The following is a 19,944-nucleotide window of genomic DNA, read 5'->3' on the forward strand; positions in this document are numbered from 1 at the left end:
CAGCATTCCCGATACGGGCGGGGCCGCCATACCCGGGGCACAGGCCCGGCCTGTGCCCTCCGGCAGCGACGGAGCCCCTCCGCATCGTCCCGGCCCGGGGCTGTCCCTCTTGCCCCCGTGCCGGGTATCCTATTCCGCCTCGGCCCTGTCGAGCGCCCGGATGATGTTCCGGGAGATCCCGATCGAGACGAGCTGGATGATTCCGATGATGAGCAGCGCATAGCGGATCGCAAAGGTATCCGACAGGCAGATCGTCAGGACGATGAACAGCCCGCATCCGAAGAAACGGCCGAGGTAGAGAGCGAATTCGTGGACGAAAATATAGGCGTAGGAGTTGCGGTTCTCCTTCCGGCTCACGTAGTCGATGACCCGCAGCTGGATCGGGAAATAGCCCAGATCCATCAGCGGGCGCCCCATCACCAGGCACAGCATGAATACGATCGCGCCCGTCGCCGAATAGAGCACGGCGTTGAACGCCCCGCCCAGTGCGAAGAGCAGCAGGCCCGAGGAGAAGATCAGCACCCGGTGCCTGGCCGAAGCGAAGCGCCCCAGCAGGTAGAGCAGCACGGCCGAAACGATGGCGCTGACCGATTGCAGCGTCCCGAGCGTGGATTCGTTCCCGACGAGCGTCATGACCAGCATCGACGGCGCCGTGACGATGTATCCCTGGGCGATCCCCTTCAGGACGGCAAGGCGCATCATCCTGTTCCACAGCACATCGAAGCGCAGATAGATGAACCGCTCCTTCGGGGGATTGGAGAACCTGCCGCGGAATACGACGGCCGAGGCGATGATCGTAAGCACGAAAACGAAGAGGGTCACCAGTTTATAGGCCAGGTTGATATTTCCCCCGAGCCAGTTGTGGTCGGCCGTGGCGCCCAGAAACGCCCCGATCATACCGGGTACGACGACCCCGGCGACGGTGTTGAAAAAACTTTCCAGACCGTAGTAATAGTTGCGGTTGCCGTCGTCGGTGGAATTCAGGGCGAGGAAATCGCGGTTGGCCCAGAAAAATCCGTACGAAAGCCCCATGATAAGCCCCGCCACGACGATCCCGGCCAGGTCGAGCGTTTCGAGCGACATCATCACGGCCATCGAAACGCCGCTCAGCAGCATCCCGAACGAATAGAGGTGCGAAATCCGGATGCGGCGCATGAGAAAGCCGTTCACCAGGAAGGTGAGCGGGATGCCCGTGTAGACGGCCAGCTGGTAGCCCACCACATACGCCAGCTCCGAGCTGTTGCGCATGATGTAGGTGCCGACGAAAAGTTCCACGACGGGGAGGACGAACGCATACAGCATGTTCGTCAGCAGGAGTATCCGCATGTTGAACGGATAGGTTCCGAAATGCCGGATTTCCGAGAAAGCCTTGCTGAAAATGCCGTTGCCCGAGGTCGAGACGGTTGTTTCTTTCATGTCAGTAGTTTAGTATTGCCCTACAAAAATAAGCCCCCGGGGGCGTTGCAAGGTATACTATTGTAACCGAAACGTATCTTCACGCGGGAAAACGGCGCTTTTGCCCGCTCAGCGCTCTTTTTCGCGCATCTCCTTGGGCGACATGTGGTATATTTTGGCGAACTCGCGGTAGAAGTAGGACTTGTTGTTGAAACCCGAGCAGAACATGATTTCCTGGATGGTCATATTGGTCGTCCGGAGCAGGTGCGTCGCATGGCTGATCTTCACCGAGCGGATATATTCGCTCGGCGTCATCTGCGTGATCTCGCGGATCTTGCGGTAGAGGCTCATGCGGCTCACGCACATCTTGTCGCACAGGAAATTCAGCGACAGGTTCTCGTCGGTCATGTTCTCCTCGATGATCCCGGCCAGCTGTACGATGAACTTCTTGTCGTCGGCGTCGATCGTATTCCCCTCGTAGACGTCCGACGAGGAGATCACGGAATTGTAGTAATCCCTCAGCGAGAGGCGGTTGTTGAGTATCTGGTGTACGACGGCCAGCAGGTGCTTGGGATGGAACGGCTTGGAGATATAGGCGTCGCCGCCCAGTTCGTAGCCACGGATTTCCTGTTCGACGTCGCTCTTGAAGGAGAGGAACACGAACGGAATATATTTGGTGATCTCGTTGCCCTTGAGGTATTTGAGCAATTCGAGCCCGTCCACGTTCGGCATGCTGACATCGCTGATAATCAGGTCGGGGCGCTTGTGTTTGAGTATCTCGATGGCCTCCGTCCCGTCGGCGGCCTGGATGACGGAATATTCGTCGGAGAGTATCTCGGCGATCAGGTCGCGGATCTGCTTTTCGTCGTCCACCACCAGGATCGAGGCCCCCGCGGCACGCGACTCTCGGGCCTGCCCCGTCCGCATGTCCTCGACGTCGGGCAGCGGATAATCGGGCACGCTCTTCTGTTCGGGTTCGGTCACCAGGTCGCGGCTCACCTCGGGCAACGACAGGGTGAAGGTGGTATATTCGCCGGGGTTGCTGCTCACCGTGATATTTCCCGACAGCATGTCGGCCAGGCTCTTGGCGAGCGCCAGCCCGATGCCGTTGCGCATGACCTTGCCCTCGTTGGCCTGCCGTTCGAAATTGTCGAGTATCTCGAAGCGGTTGAAGACATTGCCGATGTCCTCGGGCTTGATGCCCTTGCCCGAGTTCCTGACCCTCACGGTCGTACGGCCGGCCTCCACCCGCAGCTCGATGCTGATGAATCCGCCTGCGGGCGTATATTTATAGGCATTGGAAACCAGGTTGTAAAGAATCTTCTCCAGCGCCCCCTGGTCGCTCACGAGGATGACCTCCTGCGCCGGGAAGTCGATGCGCAGGTCGATGCGCCGCTGCTCGTTGACCTCGTTGAAATTGTCGGTGATGGTCGAAATCAGCTCCGTGACGTTGACCAGCACGTACCGGGGCGTGTAATGCCCGGTCTCGACCCGCCGGAACTCCATCAACTCGCCGATCAGGCGCTGCATACGCGCCGCATTGTTCTTCACGATGCGGACATGCTTGGCGACGTCGGGCGCGAGGCTGTAACTGTTGAGCAACTGCTCGCCCGAACCGTAGATCAGCGTCAAAGGGGTGCAGAACTCGTGGGCGATGCTGGTGAAAAAGCGGAGTTTGGCCTCGTAGTTGTCGCTCTGCTGCTGCCGGCTCATCGACTCCATCAGCAGCCTGCGCCGCTGCTCGATCCGGTCGTTGACCACGAACCAGACGACGTACAGCACCACGAACGAGAGCAGCAGGTAGACCATATAGGCCCACACCGTGTTCCACCACGGCGGACGCACCCGGATATGCAGCGAAGCGGTATTGCCGCTCCAGATTTTGTCGCCGTTGGTACAGCGCACGTAGAATTCATAGGCTCCGGGCGGCACGTTGGTGAAGACCGCCGTGTTGTCGGTGCCGATATTCACCCAGTCGTCGTTGAACCCCTTGAGGATGTAGGCGTATTCGCAGTTGCCGTTGCGGATGTATTCCAGCGCGGAGAACTGGATGCTGAAAAAGTTTTCGCTGTGCGACAGGACGATCTCGCGGTCGGCACGGAATCCGGGCACGGGCGTCTGCTTGATCAGGAAATTGTTGAGCTGCACGGCCGGGGCGTACGTCCGCACGCGGATGTCGCGGGGATCGAACCGGTTGAACCCGGCCACTCCGCCGAAGTACATCCTGCCGTCGCGCGAACGGTAATAGGCACCGTCGGAAAATTCGTTGCTCTGCAACTCCTCGTTGTTGTAATAGCTGATTATCCGGTTGTCGCCGGGGTTCAGCTGCGCCAGCCCCTTGTTGGTGCTGAGCCAAAGGTTGCCCGAGTCGTCCTCCAGGATACCGTGGATGGTGTTGTTCGGCAGCCCGTCCTTTTCGATATACCAGCGGAAACCGCCCCGTCCCCCTGCGGTGGGGCTGAGCCGGTTCAGACCGTAGCTCGTCCCGATCCAGAGCGTCGAGTCGCGCCCGGCGTAGAGCGACAGGATGTCGTTGCTGCTGATCGGATAATCGCCCGAGGAGGTCGTGTAATGGGTAAACTTGCCGCTGCGGGTGTCGAAGAGGTTCAATCCGCCGCCGCGCGTTCCGACCCACAGCTTTCCGCCGCCGGCCGGGACGATCGCGAACACCGTATTGTTGCTCAGCGAGGTGGCGTCCTTCTTGTCGTTGACATAGACCCGCTGCCGCCTGATTTCGTAACGCCCGCCCGACTCGGCCAGCTGCAGCCCGATCAGCCCGTAGCCGTTCGTCCCGAGCCACACGCAGCCGTCCGACGGATCGCGGTAAATCGCATACACCGAACCGAAATAGGTGCCCGGGACAGGTTTGATGGACGAGATGCGCCCCGTGGCACACGAAAGCACATCGAGCCCGGCGCCGTCGTGCCCGATGAACAGGTCGTCGCCGAATCCCCCGGCGAGGGCGTAGACGGAATTATTACCCAGTCCCCCGGATACGTCGTAGACCGCGCCCCGGCTCCCGTCGGGACGCAACATGCCGATCCCGTTGCCTTTCGTGGCGACATAGACGTTCCCGCGGCTGTCCTCGCAGAAGGCGCGCACGGGGCAGTTCCTGTCGCCGAAAATCCGGCTGTTGGGAATCTTGTCGAACTGGATGCCGTCGTTGTATACCTGGAAAACGCCCTGCCCGTCGCTGCCGACCCACAGGATGTCCTGGCTGCCGTAGCAGAGCGAAAGGATGTTGATGTCGGGCATTTGCGACATCCGGTGGAACGTCCGCCCGGGCATGTCGCAGACATACATGTCCGGCGCCCCGGTCGCTATCAGCAGGTAATCGTCGCCGTATTGGGCGACAGCGCGTATCTCACGGGCCGGGGGGGGGGAATTTGCCCACCGCCGCCAGCTCCCCGTCGCGGCGTTCGTAGCGGTAAATTTCCGCATCGGCCGTAACCAGGTAGAGCGCCGTCCGGCTGTCGAACACCGACTTGACCCCGCCTTCGGGGAAGAGCCCGACCTTTTCCCGCACCTCCATGCTCCCCGCCGCGGACAGCCCGTAACGAATCCGAACCAGCTCCTCCTGCACGGTATGCAGCAACAGGGTATTCTGTCCGCCGTAGTAAACGGCACGTATCTCCGAAGAGTTGAACTGCGGGACATTGAGTGCCGAAAGCCGGCCCAGCGCCTTGTCGTAGCAGGCGATGCCCCACCCCGTGGCGGCGCAGAAAATTGTGCCGTCGGCCGCGGCCGCGACCGAGAATACCTGCTCGGCCGTGGGGCCGTTGTCCTCGTAGCCGGGGTAGAAGCGTTCGATGCGGTCGTTTTCCACGTCGATGCGGTTGATCCCGTAGTCGGTGGCGACCCAGAGGATGCCCTTCGCCTCCTCGACGATGTTGCGGATGACGTTGTTCGAAATCGTATTCGCATTGTCCGGCGCGAACTTGTAAGTCCTGAAGCCGTAACCGTTGTAGGCATTCAGGCCGTCCCATGTCCCGAACCACATCATCAGGGTCGAATCCTGATAGATGCAGTTGACCGAACTGTTCGACAACCCGTCCGCGCTGGTCAGCGTATCGTACTTGAGGGAGGCCACGGCGGAAGGCATGGCAACCCAAACCGCCGCCAGCAACAGGAAAATCAACTTTTTCGACATAACGCTTCGCATGTTGTTACAAAGATATGTTTTTATCCGGAACCGCAAAATCACGCGGCAGGCCGTTTCCCGAAAAAAGCGGGAAGCCGGGGCGGATCATCCGCCCCGCCACAGAACGGGAAAGCCATGGCAGGGCGCGCCCTGCCATGACCCTGCGGATGTTCCGTCCGCGCAGTCCGCCTCCCTGCAGGCCGAATCCGGCCCGGAAACGGGGCGGACGGTTTCCTTAATAGCGTTTCGCGCCGTCCGTCCAGTCGTCGGTGCGGAACGGCCCGGCCGGAAGCCCGGCGCCGTTGCTGAGGTTGCAGACCGGGTTGTTGGCCCAGGCATAGCGCACCCCGACAGGGAAACGCACCCCGTCCGAAGAGACGACGACCGTATTGCCTTCGATGACGGCCTTGGCGGCATGGAACTTATGGTCGGGGCCGGCGATATAGAACCCCCTGACGGGGCCGCCGTCGGAGGTCTTGAGCCCCTTGTCCGTGTGCGAAAAGTCGATGCGGATCGTGTTCCCCTCGATGCGGTAACCCTCGTATACGGGCCCCGAATAGGGAATCTGCTCACCATAGGTCAATGCCCGTGCCACGAGCGAGAGGCGCCGGCCGACCGCCGGTTTGTTTTTCGGATGGAGGTCGTCGCCGTCACCGACGTCGATGCACACGGCCAGCCCCGTGTTCTCGAGGCGGAGCGCGTGTTTCTGCGCCTCGCGCAACTCGGCCCACTCCGACTCCTCGGGGCCTTCCTGTGCCTTCATGTAGTTGGGAAGCTGCACGATATAGAAGGGGAAGGCATACCCCCAGTGCTGCCGCCAGTCATGGATCATCAGCGGCAGCAGGTCGCGGTACTGCGCCGCGCGCGCCACGTTGGCCTCGCCCTGGTACCAGATGGCGCCGCGGATGGCATAGTCCACGAGCGGGTGGATCATCGCATTGAAGAGGAACGTCGGGTAGTTGGGTTCGGTGGCGGTGTTGACCGGCATGTCGGGGGCGTCGCCCAGGCCCATCGAGACCTTGTATTTCCATTGCCCGGCCAGCGGGAGTTTCTCCGAGTCCGATTTGGCGAGGGCGATGCTGTTCGCATCGCCGAAGATGCCGCCCTTGCCGCCCGTATCCATCACACGCACGGCTACGGTCGCCTTGCCGGCCTTGACCAGCGACGCGGGAATCTTATAGCTCCGGAAAGCCATGCAGCCCTCGGTATGCCCCACTTCGACGCCGTTGAAATAGGTGAAATCGTTGTCGTCTATAGCCGCAAGCGTGAGCGTCAGCTCCTTACCGGCCCAGCCGGCCGGGATCTCGACGTCCCTGCGCACCCACATAAAGCCGCTGAACCCGTCGAGGCCCTGATCCTGCACGAACCCCGGAACCGCGATCTCGCCCCACGACGAATCGTCGAACGAACTCTCGGCCCACACCGCGCGGCCGTCCTCGAACGCCTTGTCGGCCTGCATCATCCGGAGGCGCCACTCGTCCATGTCGTCGTGGAACATCTTGTTACGCGCTTCCCGGGATTCGGGGATCTGCTTCACCTTCTCGACACGGGGACGGAAATAGGGCATCTCGGACAGCGCTTCGGCGCTCGTCCACGACTCGGCGTACGTCCCGCCCCAGCACGACTCGATCAATCCGATGGGTATGCCCAGGTTTTTATAGAGCTCCTTGCCGAAGAAGTAACCCGTCGCCGAAAAGTCGGCGATGTTTTCGCCCGAGCACACCTGCCAGCCGCCGTGGCGAACCGAAGCCTCGTCGAGCGGCACCGGGCTGGTGGTGTTGTCGATATGCAGCAGGCGGATATTCCCGTAGGCATCGGCCTCCTTCATCTCCTGTTCGTAGTTCAGCACCCGGTCGGCAACGCGCATCTCCATGTTGGACTGCCCCGAACAGAGCCAGACCTCGCCGATCAATACGTTTTTCAGTTCGACGGGTTTGCCGTCCGAAACCGTGACGGTATAGGGGCCGCCGGCCACGGGGGTCGACACGCGCACCTCCCAGCCGCCCGATGCGGAGGCCGTCGCCGCGTAGGTCTTGCCGTCCCACGAGGTGGTGACTTTCACGGCCTTGCCGGGTTTGGCCCTGCCCCAGATTTTCACATCGCTCTGTTGCTGCAACACCATGTTGTCGGTGAAGATCGCCGGGAGCGTGACCTTGGCGGAGAGCTGCAGGGGCAGCACGGCCGCCAGCAGGAAAAGGGTTCGTTTGAGATTCATGACAGCTTCGGATTAGTAGACGAAATAGTTTTTGTCGGTACCGTTCACCTTGTTGATGGCCGGCACGATGATCTTCTCCATGACCTTATAGCCCTCGCCGTTGGGATGGCATCCCTCGGGCGAATATTCCGGGAGCATGGCGTTGTCCTTGTCGGCCATCGCCGAGAAATAGTCGACATACTCCACGCCCTCGGCCGAGTCCGCATACTTCCTGAGCATCGCGTTGAGCTTAGGGATGATCTTCCCGGGCTCCACCTGCGGCCGCCAGTTGTAGCGCACGCACGGCGTGACGGAGCACAGCAGCACCTTTATCCCGTTGAAGCGCGCCAGCTCGCACATCGAAACGATGTTCTGGTAGGTATTTTCCAGGGCGATGTATCCGTTATTCATCGCAATGTCGTTCGTCCCGGCCATGATCGCCACGCACTGCGGGTGCAATTCGATCACGTCCTGGCGGAAGCGCACCAGCATTTCCGACGAGGTCTGCCCGCCGATGCCGCGTCCCAGGAAGTTGTTTTTCTGGAAGAACTCCGGGTGCTGGTTGAACCACCCCTCGGTGATGGAGTTGCCCATGAAAACCACGTCGGGGCGCACGTCGCCCAGCGTTTTGTTCACCTGGGCATAGGCCCTGAGCCCCGCCCAGTCCCGGTAGAGGAGGTCGGAATAGGCCTGGCCGAAAACAACGCCCGCCCCAAACAGGCAAAGCGCACATAACAAGATCAGTTTTTTCATTTCCGCAAAATATTAGATCGGTTCCACAAAGTTAAAAATTATCCGTCCGGAACGGCACTACGGGCTGCCCGAAGGCATCCCACAGGCAGCCGACGCTGCAATTCTTGAAATTATAGCGCAGGTACACGGGGCTGCCCACGTCGTAGTTCGAGACATAGAGCACCGTGGGGTCGGGGCGCCGGCGCACGGCCTTCGCGGGGCGGAACACCCCGTCGCTGCCGGCCAGTTCGAAGCCCTCGATCTCGCCCTTGACGAGGAACCCGCAGTCGCTGCCGTCGAAATGCACCCTCACGACACCGCCTTCGAGCACCTCCATCGACCTGAACCGCGGCCCGATGGTCTTGACCGCATCGCCGTAGCCGTAGTCCCGGCTCAGCGCCCAATAGGCCAGACGCCGCGCGATGGGCTCCTTCTGGCTGGGATGCACGTTCCACGTCTCGTAGTCGTAGACCAGGTCGTTGGTGCAAACCATACCCACGTTGTCGGTCATGTCCATCACCCGCGCCTGCTGCTCGCGCACCAGCGCCTCGTTCACGTTCTGCTCGCCGTCCTCATGGGGTGCGATCTCGACGTAGTAGAACGGCTTGCGTTCGCCGCCCCACAACTCCCGCCAGTGGTCGATCATCGCCACCATCTTGTCGGCGTAACAGGTGCTGCGCCCGACATTCGAGCAGCCCTGATACCAGCAGAACCCCTTGATCGCAAAGTTATGCAACGGGTAAATCATCCCGTTGTAAAGGATTTCGACCGTATTCATGCCGCTCTGCCCCTCGCGCGTGGCGACCGACGCCGGGTCGAAATCGGCGAACCCGCGTTGCAGCGACGCCGGGAACCACGCTTCGATCCACGTGCCGCCGCAACTGCTGTTGATGATCCCCACGGGGACGTTCAGCGCCCGGCGGAGGTTGCGGCCGAACAGGTAGCCGATGGCGCTGAAGGTCTTGACGCTCCCGGGCGAGGCTTCGCACCAGGCACCCGTCACATCCTCCCGGGGACGAAGCCCGCCGTCGATTTTCACCGAGAAGAGCCGCACGTCGGGGTACTGCGCACTTTCGGCGATGATCTCCTGCGCATGTTCGATCGGGCAGTCGCGGCCTCCCTGCACGGGGATCTCCATGTTGGACTGCCCCGAGCAGAGCCACACCTCGCCGATGAGGATATTCTTCAGCACGACGGGTTCGCCGTCGCCGTCGCCCAGGGCGATGCTGCGCGGCTCGAACGAGGCGGCCGGGGTTGCGACCGTCACGCACCAGCGTCCTTTCTTGTCGGCCTGCGTCCGTACGGCGCCGCACCACGAGGGGGCGACGCTGACTTCGGCCTCGGGCGCCGCCCAGCCCCAGAGCTTCACTTCGCAGGACTGTTGCAGCACCATGTTGTCGCCCACGATGGCGGGCAGCTTGATTTTCGCTTCGGACGGCGCCCATGCCGCGCACAGCAGGAGCGCCAGCGCACAAAACCTTTTCATACCCGCAATCAATCGTTATAGGGCCTTGCGACCAGTTTGTAGGTATCGTCCCCGAGCAGCGACTCGTCGATCTCGATGTCGACCTTCCGGGTCTCGCCCCGCAGCAGCGTGAAGTAGTTGTCGTCCATGATGACCGGCAGTATCTGCTCCCCGGTCGAGGCGTAGACCGGCATGAGGCGCACGGCGAACGCCACGCTGCGGCCCCGGTTCGTGACGGTCGCGCGGATGATGCGCTTGCCGTCCACCGTTTCGGCTTTCGTGCGTACATCCAGTTTCGCGGGTTCGAGGTCGTTCAGCGCACGGTAGTCGCCCAGGCGGTTCGAACGCCAGTAGAAATTCTCCGAGAGCAGGTTCCCAGCATCGTCGGCCAGCCGCAGGCGGATGAAATGCACGGGCGAAAGTTCTTCGGCCGGGGTTTCCGGGCCGTAAAGCTCCATTTCGAAGAGCACCAGCTGCCAGTCGTCGTGGGGCGCCGTGCCCTGCAACTTGACATAGCGCGCCGTCACGGGGTCGATCCGTATCCGGTCGATGGGCGTGCTGGGCTTGCCGCTGGTGTAGACCGTCCGCCACGTTGAGGCGTCGTCCGACGCGAGTATCTCGTATGCTTTGGCCGCTTCGCTCTCCCACGTCAGGACGATGTCCGAAAACTCGGTGGGCGCGCCCAGGTCTACCATGACCCACTGCTCACCCGGGCCGCCCGAGCGCCACGAAGAGCCCGTATTGCCGTCGGTGACGGACTTGGCGGCATGCGAATCGTCATTCTCCGACGACGAGGCGACGGTTTTCTTACCCCGTGCGAGGTTGCGGTCTTCGGGGAACGGCAGCGTCATCACCTTGACAGCCGTATTGGGCAGCGACGACAGGGCGGCCCGCTGCGCGTAGCGCTTCACCTCGCTGCCGTCCATATTGTAGACCGCCGCCGTGGCACGCAGGCCGTTGTAGGCCTCGCCGCTGGCGTTGACCACCTTGACCGTGTTGTCGGCGTAACTCCACTGGATATGCAGCGGCTCGCAGGCCTTGCGCACGCCCCAGTAGGCGCCGTTCAGGTCGTAATAGTAATCGTAGGTCTGCCATACGAACGACGGGTAGGCCGACTGGCTCATCCAGGTCAGGATGCCCGAAGCGTCGTTCCACAGGTGGTGCTGCCACCCCTCGTACATCGCCTTGTTGACCTCGATGTTGAGCAGCTGCGCCTTGCGGCAGAAATCCTCCGCGCCCGCGGCCTTGCCGTAATTGTACTCCACGGCCGCGAAATAACGGGTCGGACGCGCATTGCCCGCCGAGTTGCCGAAGAAATGCTTGTCCAGCATCCCGGGCGAAGCCGGCCACCGCTCGGGCTCGGGCATGAACTTCTTATAGCTCTCGTAGTTGGTGAACACGGCCGAACCGATCTCCGTGCGGAAGCCCCAGCCGTCGAGCTTGTGGTCTCCGTAGCCCAGCGGGTGGGCCGTGAAGTACCAGATCGGATGGGCATTCACCCAGGGGCCGCTGCCCGAGAATCCGTACTCGCGCGAAATGGGCTGGTACCAGCGGTCGCCGCCGTCGAAGGCCTTGACATCCTCGCGCAGCCACTCGTTGAGCGGCGCCAGGGGCACGCCCTCGTTGTCGCCGCACCAGACGGCGATCGAAGGATGGTTGCGCAGCCGCTTGATTTTCTCCACGGCGTTGCGGTTGAAGGCGAACACGTCGTCCGGCAGGTTGGGATGCGAATTGAGCCAGAAATCGTCGAAGACCATGATGCCGTAGCGGTCGCACGCCTCGTAGAACTCGTCGTCGGTTGTCGAACCGATCCAGTTGCGGATCATGTTGTAGTTCATCTCGCGGTGCAGGCGGATTTTGAGGTCGTACTCGGCGCCCCGGCAGCGGAGCATATACTCGCTCATGCCCCAGTTACCGCCCTTGCAGTAGATGCGCTCGCCGTTGACCGAGAGCTGGAACACGCCCTTCACGAAATCGTAGGAGTACTCCCGGATGCCGAACGTCACCGTCCGGCGGTCGGAAACCTCGCCGTCGACCTCGCACGTCAGCTCGCACGTATAGAGGTTTTGGTCGCCATACCCGTTGGGCCACCACAGGGCCGGGTCGTCGACGGTCAGCTGCGGGAACTCGCGGGGGTCGACGCCCACGGTGCGCTGCTGGCCCGCCCCTATTTTAAATCGCTTCTCGAAGGTAATGTCGCCCGGGCGGATGACGCCCCTCACGACCCCGGTTTTCTCCTGCTGCGAGTGGTTCTTCAGTTCGGTGGTCAGCGAAATGACGCCCTGCTCGCGCGAAGGCACCCTGGTACGCACCCACGGGTCGACGAGCGACACGTCGCCCGACGTGGTGAAATACACGTCGTCGGTGATGCCGCCCAGCAGCCCGGGGACGTAGGGCATCCAGTCCCAGCCCGCACTGGAAATATAGGTCGGGCTGGCATGGTTGGCGATCGGGTTCGTCGGCACGCGCACCAGCACGGCCAGCACGTTGGGCGCAGCATCCTGCCGCAGCAGGTGCGTAACCTCGAACATGCCGCGATCCATAAACCCGTCGAGCGACCCCAGCCGCGCGCCGTTGAGATAGACTTCGGCCCCGCGGTTCACACCCTCGAAGCAGATCCAGCGGCGCGCACCGGCGGGCAGGTCTTTGGTCGCGAACTCGGCCCTGTACCAAAAATTGCGGTCGTACTTGCTCCTGTCCACCTTGTAGGCATTGTCGCCGAAGTTGGGGTCGGGTTCGATCCCCGCCTCGACGAACGACGTGAAGGCCGCCCCCGGGACGACCGCGGCGACCCAGCCGGACGCATCGTAACCGGCCCCGAGCATGGCCTTCGCATCGGGCACCTCGTCCTGTGCCCGGAGCTGCCACGCGGCAACCCGGCCGTCGCTGTTGAGCGACACTTTCTGCACAGCGGCTGCCAGGGGAAGGCTCAGCAACAGCGACGCTGCGATCAACAGATATTTTTTCATTCCTTCATTTTTTTACGGATAATTCGCTCCCGCACGGCTTCAACGCCGCCGGTCATCCGGCACCTCCCGGCCACACGCGAAGGGCGGCAACCTGCGGATGCAGGCCGATCCGGACGGCCCGGCCGGAAAAAATCCCGGCGACGGCGAAGTGAAACAGAAACGATCCACTGCCGTCGCCGGATTATCATACCGCCCCGGGTAACCGGCCGGGACGGCCTTCACAACCGGTTTTTACCAACCGGTATTCTGGACGAGGTTCGGGTTCTGCGTCGTTTCGGCATAGGGGAACGGCCACAGGTAGAAGCGGTCGCTCCAGGTGCCGCGCGTCGACAGCGGGTCGTAGCGCACTTCGTAGTTGCTCCAATCGGTAGGATCGGTCGTACGCTTGGTCGCGTCCTTGAGCCCGACGAGCCATGCGCATTCGTTACCCCAATGCTCGCTCACGCCGTCGATCGAAGTGTCGGTGATGAATTTCTTGTAATCGCCCCAGCGGATCAGGTCGACATAGCGGCTGCAATCCTCCAGCCACAGCTCGAAGCGGCGCTCGGCCTTGATGCCGTACTCGGCGTTATCCATATCCAGCGCGGGGGCGTCGGTCAGGCCCGCACGGCGGCGCACCTTGTTCAGCGCCTCCAGGCCCGAGATATTGGCCGTACCCTCGCCCGACATGCAGACAGCCTCGGCATAGAGCAGCAGCACGTCGGCATAGCGCATCAGCGGGAAGTTCGTCCGGTTGCCGTTGGTCTGGCCGCTTGCGAAACGCTCGGGAACCACGTCGTCCACATAGTCGTAGTATTTCATGCGGAAATAGCCCTCGTTCTCGAACAACATGCTCGACATGACGCCGCGCACGTCCTTGTTCAGGTAGGGGAAGTCGTGGTACACCTCGCTGTAAGTGGCGATGGCCGCACGGCGGCGCACGCTGTTGCCGTCGTGCTTGGCAAATGCATAACCGAACGTGCGGGTCGGGTTGATAAAGCCCCAGCCGTCGGAGGCGGTCGTCGTGTTGCCCGGCAGGTTGACCTCGTCCTTACGCCAGTTCATGTAGGCGCGGAACCAGTAAGGCTCGGTGCTCGTGATCGTCGTCATGTCGCCGTCGATGTCCAGCTCGAGCAGGAACTCGTCGCAGAAATCGGCCTCGGCACGGTAGAGCGTCAGGTATTCGTACTCCTCGCTGCCGTCGCTCCAGTTTTCGTTCTGGCTCTTGGCCAGCTGCATGTTCGTGCCGTAGCTCGACGGGCCCATGGTCGCGGTCTTATCCCAGAGTTCGTATTTGCCCGAGTTGATCACCTTGGCCAGTTCGACCTTGGCGTTGGCATAATCGTTCTGCCACATGTACCCCTGGCCCTTGTAAGCGTAGCAGGCTTCGGCCGTCCAGCGGCCGCCGATGGCTTTCTGGCCGCCCAGTCCGCTCTTCGAGGGAAGCACGGCAGCAGCCTCGTCGAACTGCGTCATGATCCATTTCCAGTTGTCCTCGGGGTTCGAGTTGCCGGGATAGAACGAATAGTTGATACCGTCCAGCACGTGATCCACGAGCGGGGCCGAGCCCCACAGCTGCGTCAGGCGCATCATCGCCCATGCACGCCAGGCCTTGGCCTCGGCGATCACGCGCTTGCGCTCGGCGGAACCGTCGTTGAGTTTGTCCACGATCATGTTGCATTTGTACATGATCTTGTAGAAACGGGTATACATCTCCTTGTAGGCGTTGTTCTCCGAATCGTCGATCATGGCCGACATACGGTGGTATTCGGTACCGTCGTTCGGGCCCGAACCGCCCGGCCAGCACTCGGCCGTTTTGGCCGAGGTGGTTGCAATGTAGTGTACGCCCCAGTCGCCCATCATCAGGTACTTGGCCGTGACGTATACGTTCGCGATCAGCTGTTGGGCCGTCATATCGTTCGCCTCCGCATAGGTCTTGTCCACCTCGGTGACCCCGAGGTGCTCCACTTCGTCGAGACGCGCCTGGGAGCACGAAGTCGCCATCATCGCTCCGGCAAGCAGACCGGCTAATGCCAAAATATGCTTTTTCATAATAGTCATAATGTTTTTAGGTTAGAACGAAAGGTTTGCACCGAATGTCAGGGTCTTCGGGGTCGGGTAGTCGCCATTGTCCATACCGATGCCCGACGTACCGCTGACAGCTTCCGGATCCATACCCCAGTAGGGAGTGATGCAGAAGAAGTTGTCGAGCGAAACATAGACGCGCAGGCGCGAAATGGCGATCTTCTTCGTAAAGGACGAAGGCAGCGTGTAACCCAGCTGGATCTGCTTGATCTTGAAATAGGAACCGCTCTTGAGCCACATGCTCGAGTTTCTGGAAGCGGTATCGCCGATCGGATCGGGATGCGGGTATTTGGCCCCGGCGCCCTTCACGTCCCATGAATCCGTCCACAGTTCGGAGGGCTTGTTGGCCGAAGGCGTCAGGCGGGCGCCGTAGAGGCTCAGCAGGCCGCCGTGGCTTCCGCTGCCGAATACCGTCAGGTCGAAGCCCTTGTAAGCGGCGTTGAGGGTGATGCCGTAGGTAAAGTCGGGGATGGCCGAACCCAGGTACACCTTGTCCTTGTCGTCGATCGTGCCGCTCTTGTCCTTGTCGTAATACATGGCGCTGCCGTCCTCGGGATTGACACCGAGGTATTTGTAACCGTAGTAGCTCCACATGGGCTGTCCCTTGTCGAAATAGACGAAATCGGACAGGTCGTTCACGATACGCGCACCTTCCATCTCCTTGACCTCGCTGCTGATGGTGGCAAGGTTGGCATTGACGCCGTAGGTGAACTCACCGACCTGATCCTGCCAGCCGAGTTCGAACTCGAAGCCGTGGTTGTTCACCTTGCCTATGTTCTTCGCCATGCTCGTGGTACCCGTCGCAAGGGGTGGCGTCAATGTAAGAATCTGGTCGACGGTATTCTTGTTGTAGAAATCCATCCCGAAAGTCAGCCTGTTGTTCAGGAAGCGTGCGTCGACGCCGACGTCGAACTGCCGTGCCGTCTCCCATTTCAGATCCGGATTGGCCAGCACATCCGAAGGATAGACGGTGGAAACCAGCGAGCCGTTCATGGGGTAATAATCGCCCACGCTCATCGACGAGCTGTACATGAAAGCGCCCAGTGCACTGATATTACCGTTGACACCGTACGAAGCGCGGAGCTTCAGGAACGAAATGATCTTGGGGTCGATATCGCGCATGAACCGCTCGTTGGAAATCGTCCAGCCGGCCGACACAGAGGGGAAATAACCCCACCGGGCTTCCTTCGACAATTTGGAACGGTCGAAAGCGTCGGCGCGGAAATTGACCATGATGTTGTAACGGTTGTCGAACGTATAGCCGATACGGCCGAAATAGCTGATACTGGACATTTCGCCTACTCTGCCGCCCACGCCTTTGGTGGCATCGGTCGAAGCGAAGTCGAGGTGGTGGAAATTGCTGCTGCTGTCGGTCAGGCCGTTGGTCGAACCCGATGTGAAGTTACTCCACTCGTACTGGTAGGACATACCGACCATCGCGTTGATCGTGTGCTTGCCGAACGAACGGTTGTAGTTGGCGAAGTTCTCCCACATGTAGAAGCGGTTCATCGTGGTCTTCCCGTCCAATTGCATCTTCGTACGCGACGACACGGCAAAGTAGGTCGGCACGCCGTAGAAGCTGTAATTGGTCGATTCGAGCCGATAACCCACGCGCGACGTGACGGTAAGACCCTCGACGGGGGCGAAAACCAGCGACGAAGCACCGCGCAGGGCGAAATTCTTATGCTCGCCCGTGTTGCTGTAATAGTGGGTAAGCGGGTTGACTGCGTCCTTGGCGGCGAACGGGATGCCCACGTAATCGCCCTTTTCGTTCTTCATGAACATGTCGTCGCCCTGTTGTGCGATCAGCTCGGTCATGTATGCGGGCAGGTTGTCCTTGTCCCAGAAAGCGGGCAGCAACGGATCCATGCCGTAAGGGTTGATAAACTGGTTGCTGTTGCCCAGCGTGCTCACGCCGTCGCCGCTGTTCTGCGAACGCGAACTTTCGACCGTATTGTTGGTCGTGAAGGTGAGCCATTTCTTGACCTTGTAGTCGCCGTTGAGCTGGAAGGTGACACGCTTCAGCCAGTCCTTGTTGCCATAGTACATACCGTCGTTGTCCATATACGACAGCGAAGCGTAAACCGAACCGTTGTCGTTGGCCATTTCGATGCCGGCCGTATGGCGCTGGAACGAACCGTTGTCGCCGTAAAGCACGTCGAACCAGTCGGTATCGGTCTTGCCGTCCCACGCGGACAGCGACTGGTTGTTGCCGGCGGCCGTCTGGTAGGCCACGTACTGCTCGGCATTCATCAGGTCGGCCTTACGTGCCAGCGAGGTGATGCCGTAGGTGAAATCGTAGAAGATGCGGCCGTCGCCCTTCTTACCCTTCTTCGTGGTGATGAGCACGACACCGTTACCGGCCTCGACACCGTAGATGGCCGCCGAAGCGCCGTCCTTCAGGATCTCCATCGACTCGATGGACGAAGGATCCAGGTAGGAGATGTCCGACACCTTCAGGCCGTCCACTACATACAAAGGTTCCGAAGCGCCCGAATTGTTCGAGCTGAAACCGCGGATACGGATCGAGGGGCTCGAACCCGGAGCGGCCGAAGAGGAGAGCACCTGCACGCCCGGGGCCTTTCCCTGCAGGGCCTGCTGTGCGTTCTCGACCGAACGCGATTCGAACACGTCGCTCTTCACCGAGGTGATCGAACCCGTCACGTCCCTCTTCTTCTGGACACCGTAACCGATGACGACCACTTCGTCGAGCGTCTGGTTGTCTTCCTTGAGCACGACCTTCATATTCGTCTGTGAGCCGATCGCAACCGTCTGGGGTTCATAACCGATGAATGTCACCAGGAGGCTCTGGTTCGCCATAACGCCGTTCAGTGCGAAGGAACCGTCGGAACCCGTCGAGGTACCCTTCGTCGTCCCGTCGATCACCACGGCGGCACCCGCAACCGGATTCCCCTGTGCGTCGACGACGGTTCCGGTCAGATTGTGCGTCTGTGCAACAGCCTGACTGCCTGCGAACGGAGCGACAAGCATCAACATCACTGCTGCAAAAGCTAATTTCAGTAAGCTTTGTTTCATAATTTTAATCAATCATTAATGTAGTTCGTTGGTTGTCATTTCTTTGCTTCCCGCGGGAACGCCCGGTTCCCGGCGGATCGGTAGGTTTTACATCTTTTCAGTTTATGGCCAATTAGGTGTTAAGTTAATAAGTGGTTTATAATTAGGTATTTATGAATATCACAACGCTTTTTACAGGGTGCAGTCGGAAACACCCGCCGCAGGAATCAGGGGTGTCAGCGTACAGGGTGTGCCCGTCGGGGCACACCGATGCACGCGGCATTCCGCACGATTATTCTACGGGGAGACCCTTATAGGCGCGGTACGTAGCGGCCAGGTCGGCAGTCCTCAGGAACACGTATTTCCGGCCGTCGTTGCGGGCCTCGATCTGCTTTTTGAGCTCGGACGCATAGGTGGTCACATCCTCGCTCGCCGTGCCGATCATGACCGACAGGAACAGCGGTTCGTCTACCGGGGCGCTGTCCAGCACCTTGTTCAGGTATTCGGGACGCGAATTGGTCGTACCGATATGGAAACAGTCGTTGTCCATGTGGTATTCGTCGGAACCGATGCCGCGCCAGTCGGTGCCCGCATAACCGCCTTCGAGGCAGTAGGGCTGTACGTTCCAGGCCACGGCTTCGCCGTCGACCATCTGCTTGAGGGTGTGCATACCGGCCTGCCTGAGGTAATGCCGCGTCAGCGAGCAATAGAACGAGAAACCGCTGTAACGGTCGGTCGTCGGGGAGCCGTCGCCCATCATGGCGCCCATCTCCTGGCCGCCTTCGTTCATCACCTGCTCGTACCAGGTGAAAACACGCGGCGCGAGGTCTACGATGGCGGGGTTGATGATCCACGTCACGGGGACGTCGCCGTAGGCGGCCGACTCCTCGATCGTGTAGGGCATGTAGATCATCGTATGCAGCAGGTTGTCGCCGTCGGAGACGAGCATCGCGATATAAACGGTATTGGGCTCGGCCTTGAGCGCCTTGGGTTCGATGGGCGTACCCTGCACCGAGGGGAACGAAGACATGACGGTCATGTTCTCGACCGAAATGAACGGCACCATGAAATACCCGTATTCGGCGAAGAGCTTGTCGGCCTTCAATTCGTCCGTCCAGCCCATGATCTGGGTGCCGGCGGGGTATTTCTTGACGATGTTCTCGTAATATGCGCACTGGTCATGATCCTGGATGTCGAGGAAATAGGTGAACAGGCGGTTGGCAACCACGTAGTCCTTGTTGGCTGCGCCCCAGCTCTCCTGGAAATCGGTGGTCATGTGCGACCAGGTGAAAGCCACGTCGCGGTTGGCCGTCTCGAAATAGTTTTCCACGAGCCAGTCGACACACTCGATGTTGGTCTTGAACATCCCGCGCAGATCCCGGATCACCGGAAAATCGTACCCCTTCACCTCCTCGTAAAGGCGGGGTGAAACGATCAGGGCGTCGGTCTGTGCCGCGATCGTGGTCGCCGCCTCGATCGTGGCCTCGACCAGTTCGGGGTCATAGATGACTACGCCCTTGATATGCTTCTTATACTGCTCGACAAGCGCCGAGAACCCGGGATTGGACTTGGTCGCATCGAGCGTGAGGGTCTCCTGCGGAATATCCTTCAGCACACGGTCGAGCCAGAACTGCCCCATCTGGGCCATGTCGTGCGGGCCGGTCTTCCAGCCGCCGTGGTTGTCCTTGCAACGGCTGTTCATCACATAGATCTTCTGTTCGCTGTCGCGGTTGACGATACCCTGCAGGCCGATGGCAGCGACCTGCCCCTCGATATCGTCGTTTTGCAGGTCTACGATGACAAGCGATTTGGTCGGGGTTTTGACTTTCGGATAGAGCCTGCCCGTCAGGTCGACGTCCGTGGCGGCCTGGCCGCAGCACGAACCGCCGTTCTGGCACGAAGCGAGCGTCATCAGACAAAGCAGGGAACCGAAACAATAGGTCAAAGTTTTCTTCATGAGTTTTAAGTA

At 60.6% G+C, this 19,944-nt stretch carries 10 protein-coding genes; all 10 read right to left on the minus strand.

Annotated features, from left to right (window positions below):
- Nucleotides 1-129: 129 nt before the first annotated feature.
- The gene (locus NQ559_RS05840) at nt 130-1,416 is read right to left on the minus strand and encodes an MFS transporter (RefSeq protein ID WP_018695761.1); all 1,287 of its coding nucleotides are present in this window, start codon (nt 1,414-1,416) and stop codon (nt 130-132) included.
- Between the two features lie 108 nt (nt 1,417-1,524).
- On the minus strand, nt 1,525-4,836 hold the full coding sequence (locus NQ559_RS05845) for a hybrid sensor histidine kinase/response regulator transcription factor (protein ID WP_169342435.1): 3,312 nt from the start codon (nt 4,834-4,836) through the stop codon (nt 1,525-1,527).
- Nucleotides 4,760-5,545, minus strand: coding sequence for a ligand-binding sensor domain-containing protein (locus NQ559_RS05850; RefSeq protein WP_026318338.1), 786 nt, complete (start codon nt 5,543-5,545; stop codon nt 4,760-4,762). The genes NQ559_RS05845 and NQ559_RS05850 overlap by 77 nt, the downstream gene beginning before the upstream one ends.
- Nucleotides 5,546-5,771: 226 nt before the next feature.
- A complete protein-coding gene (locus NQ559_RS05855) occupies nt 5,772-7,751 on the minus strand; it encodes a sialate O-acetylesterase (RefSeq protein WP_018695760.1) in 1,980 nt (659 codons plus the stop codon).
- A 12-nt stretch (nt 7,752-7,763) separates the two neighbouring features.
- The gene (locus tag NQ559_RS05860) at nt 7,764-8,483 is read right to left on the minus strand and encodes a GDSL-type esterase/lipase family protein (protein WP_018695759.1); all 720 of its coding nucleotides are present in this window, start codon (nt 8,481-8,483) and stop codon (nt 7,764-7,766) included.
- 31 nt (nt 8,484-8,514) lie between these two features.
- Nucleotides 8,515-9,948 carry a sialate O-acetylesterase gene (locus NQ559_RS05865; RefSeq protein WP_018695758.1) on the minus strand — a complete coding sequence of 478 codons (1,434 nt, stop codon included), beginning with the start codon at nt 9,946-9,948 and terminating at the stop codon, nt 8,515-8,517.
- An 8-nt stretch (nt 9,949-9,956) separates the two neighbouring features.
- Complete coding sequence (locus NQ559_RS05870) at nt 9,957-12,896, minus strand: discoidin domain-containing protein (protein WP_018695757.1); 2,940 nt, start codon at nt 12,894-12,896, stop codon at nt 9,957-9,959.
- Nucleotides 12,897-13,127: 231 nt separating this feature from the next.
- Nucleotides 13,128-14,927, minus strand: a complete 1,800-nt coding sequence (locus NQ559_RS05875) for a RagB/SusD family nutrient uptake outer membrane protein (RefSeq protein WP_018695755.1) — start codon at nt 14,925-14,927, stop codon at nt 13,128-13,130.
- A gap of 21 nt (nt 14,928-14,948) precedes the next feature.
- Nucleotides 14,949-17,996 (minus strand): SusC/RagA family TonB-linked outer membrane protein, encoded by a 3,048-nt coding sequence (locus NQ559_RS05880; RefSeq protein ID WP_083923841.1) that lies wholly within the window; start codon nt 17,994-17,996, stop codon nt 14,949-14,951.
- A gap of 271 nt (nt 17,997-18,267) precedes the next feature.
- Nucleotides 18,268-19,932: a GxGYxYP domain-containing protein gene (locus NQ559_RS05885; protein WP_026318337.1), complete on the minus strand. Its 1,665-nt coding sequence runs from the start codon at nt 19,930-19,932 to the stop codon at nt 18,268-18,270.
- Nucleotides 19,933-19,944 lie beyond the last annotated feature (12 nt).

The organism is Alistipes onderdonkii, assembly GCF_025145285.1.
In the GTDB taxonomy this organism is placed as follows: Bacteria; Bacteroidota; Bacteroidia; order Bacteroidales; family Rikenellaceae; genus Alistipes; species Alistipes onderdonkii.

Bases quoted from the DNA above. Each gene is read 5' to 3' on its own strand.
- NQ559_RS05840 (WP_018695761.1), bottom strand. From the start codon at position 1,416: ATGAAAGAAACAACCGTCTCGACCTCGGGCAACGGCATTTTCAGCAAG.
- NQ559_RS05845 (WP_169342435.1), bottom strand. From the start codon at position 4,836: ATGCGGAAATTTACCGCTACGAACGCCGCGACGGGGAGCTGGCGGCGG.
- NQ559_RS05850 (WP_026318338.1), bottom strand. From the start codon at position 5,545: ATGTCGAAAAAGTTGATTTTCCTGTTGCTGGCGGCGGTTTGGGTTGCC.
- NQ559_RS05855 (WP_018695760.1), bottom strand. From the start codon at position 7,751: ATGAATCTCAAACGAACCCTTTTCCTGCTGGCGGCCGTGCTGCCCCTG.
- NQ559_RS05860 (WP_018695759.1), bottom strand. From the start codon at position 8,483: ATGAAAAAACTGATCTTGTTATGTGCGCTTTGCCTGTTTGGGGCGGGC.
- NQ559_RS05865 (WP_018695758.1), bottom strand. From the start codon at position 9,948: ATGAAAAGGTTTTGTGCGCTGGCGCTCCTGCTGTGCGCGGCATGGGCG.
- NQ559_RS05870 (WP_018695757.1), bottom strand. From the start codon at position 12,896: ATGAAAAAATATCTGTTGATCGCAGCGTCGCTGTTGCTGAGCCTTCCC.
- NQ559_RS05875 (WP_018695755.1), bottom strand. From the start codon at position 14,927: ATGAAAAAGCATATTTTGGCATTAGCCGGTCTGCTTGCCGGAGCGATG.
- NQ559_RS05880 (WP_083923841.1), bottom strand. From the start codon at position 17,996: ATGAAACAAAGCTTACTGAAATTAGCTTTTGCAGCAGTGATGTTGATG.
- NQ559_RS05885 (WP_026318337.1), bottom strand. From the start codon at position 19,932: ATGAAGAAAACTTTGACCTATTGTTTCGGTTCCCTGCTTTGTCTGATG.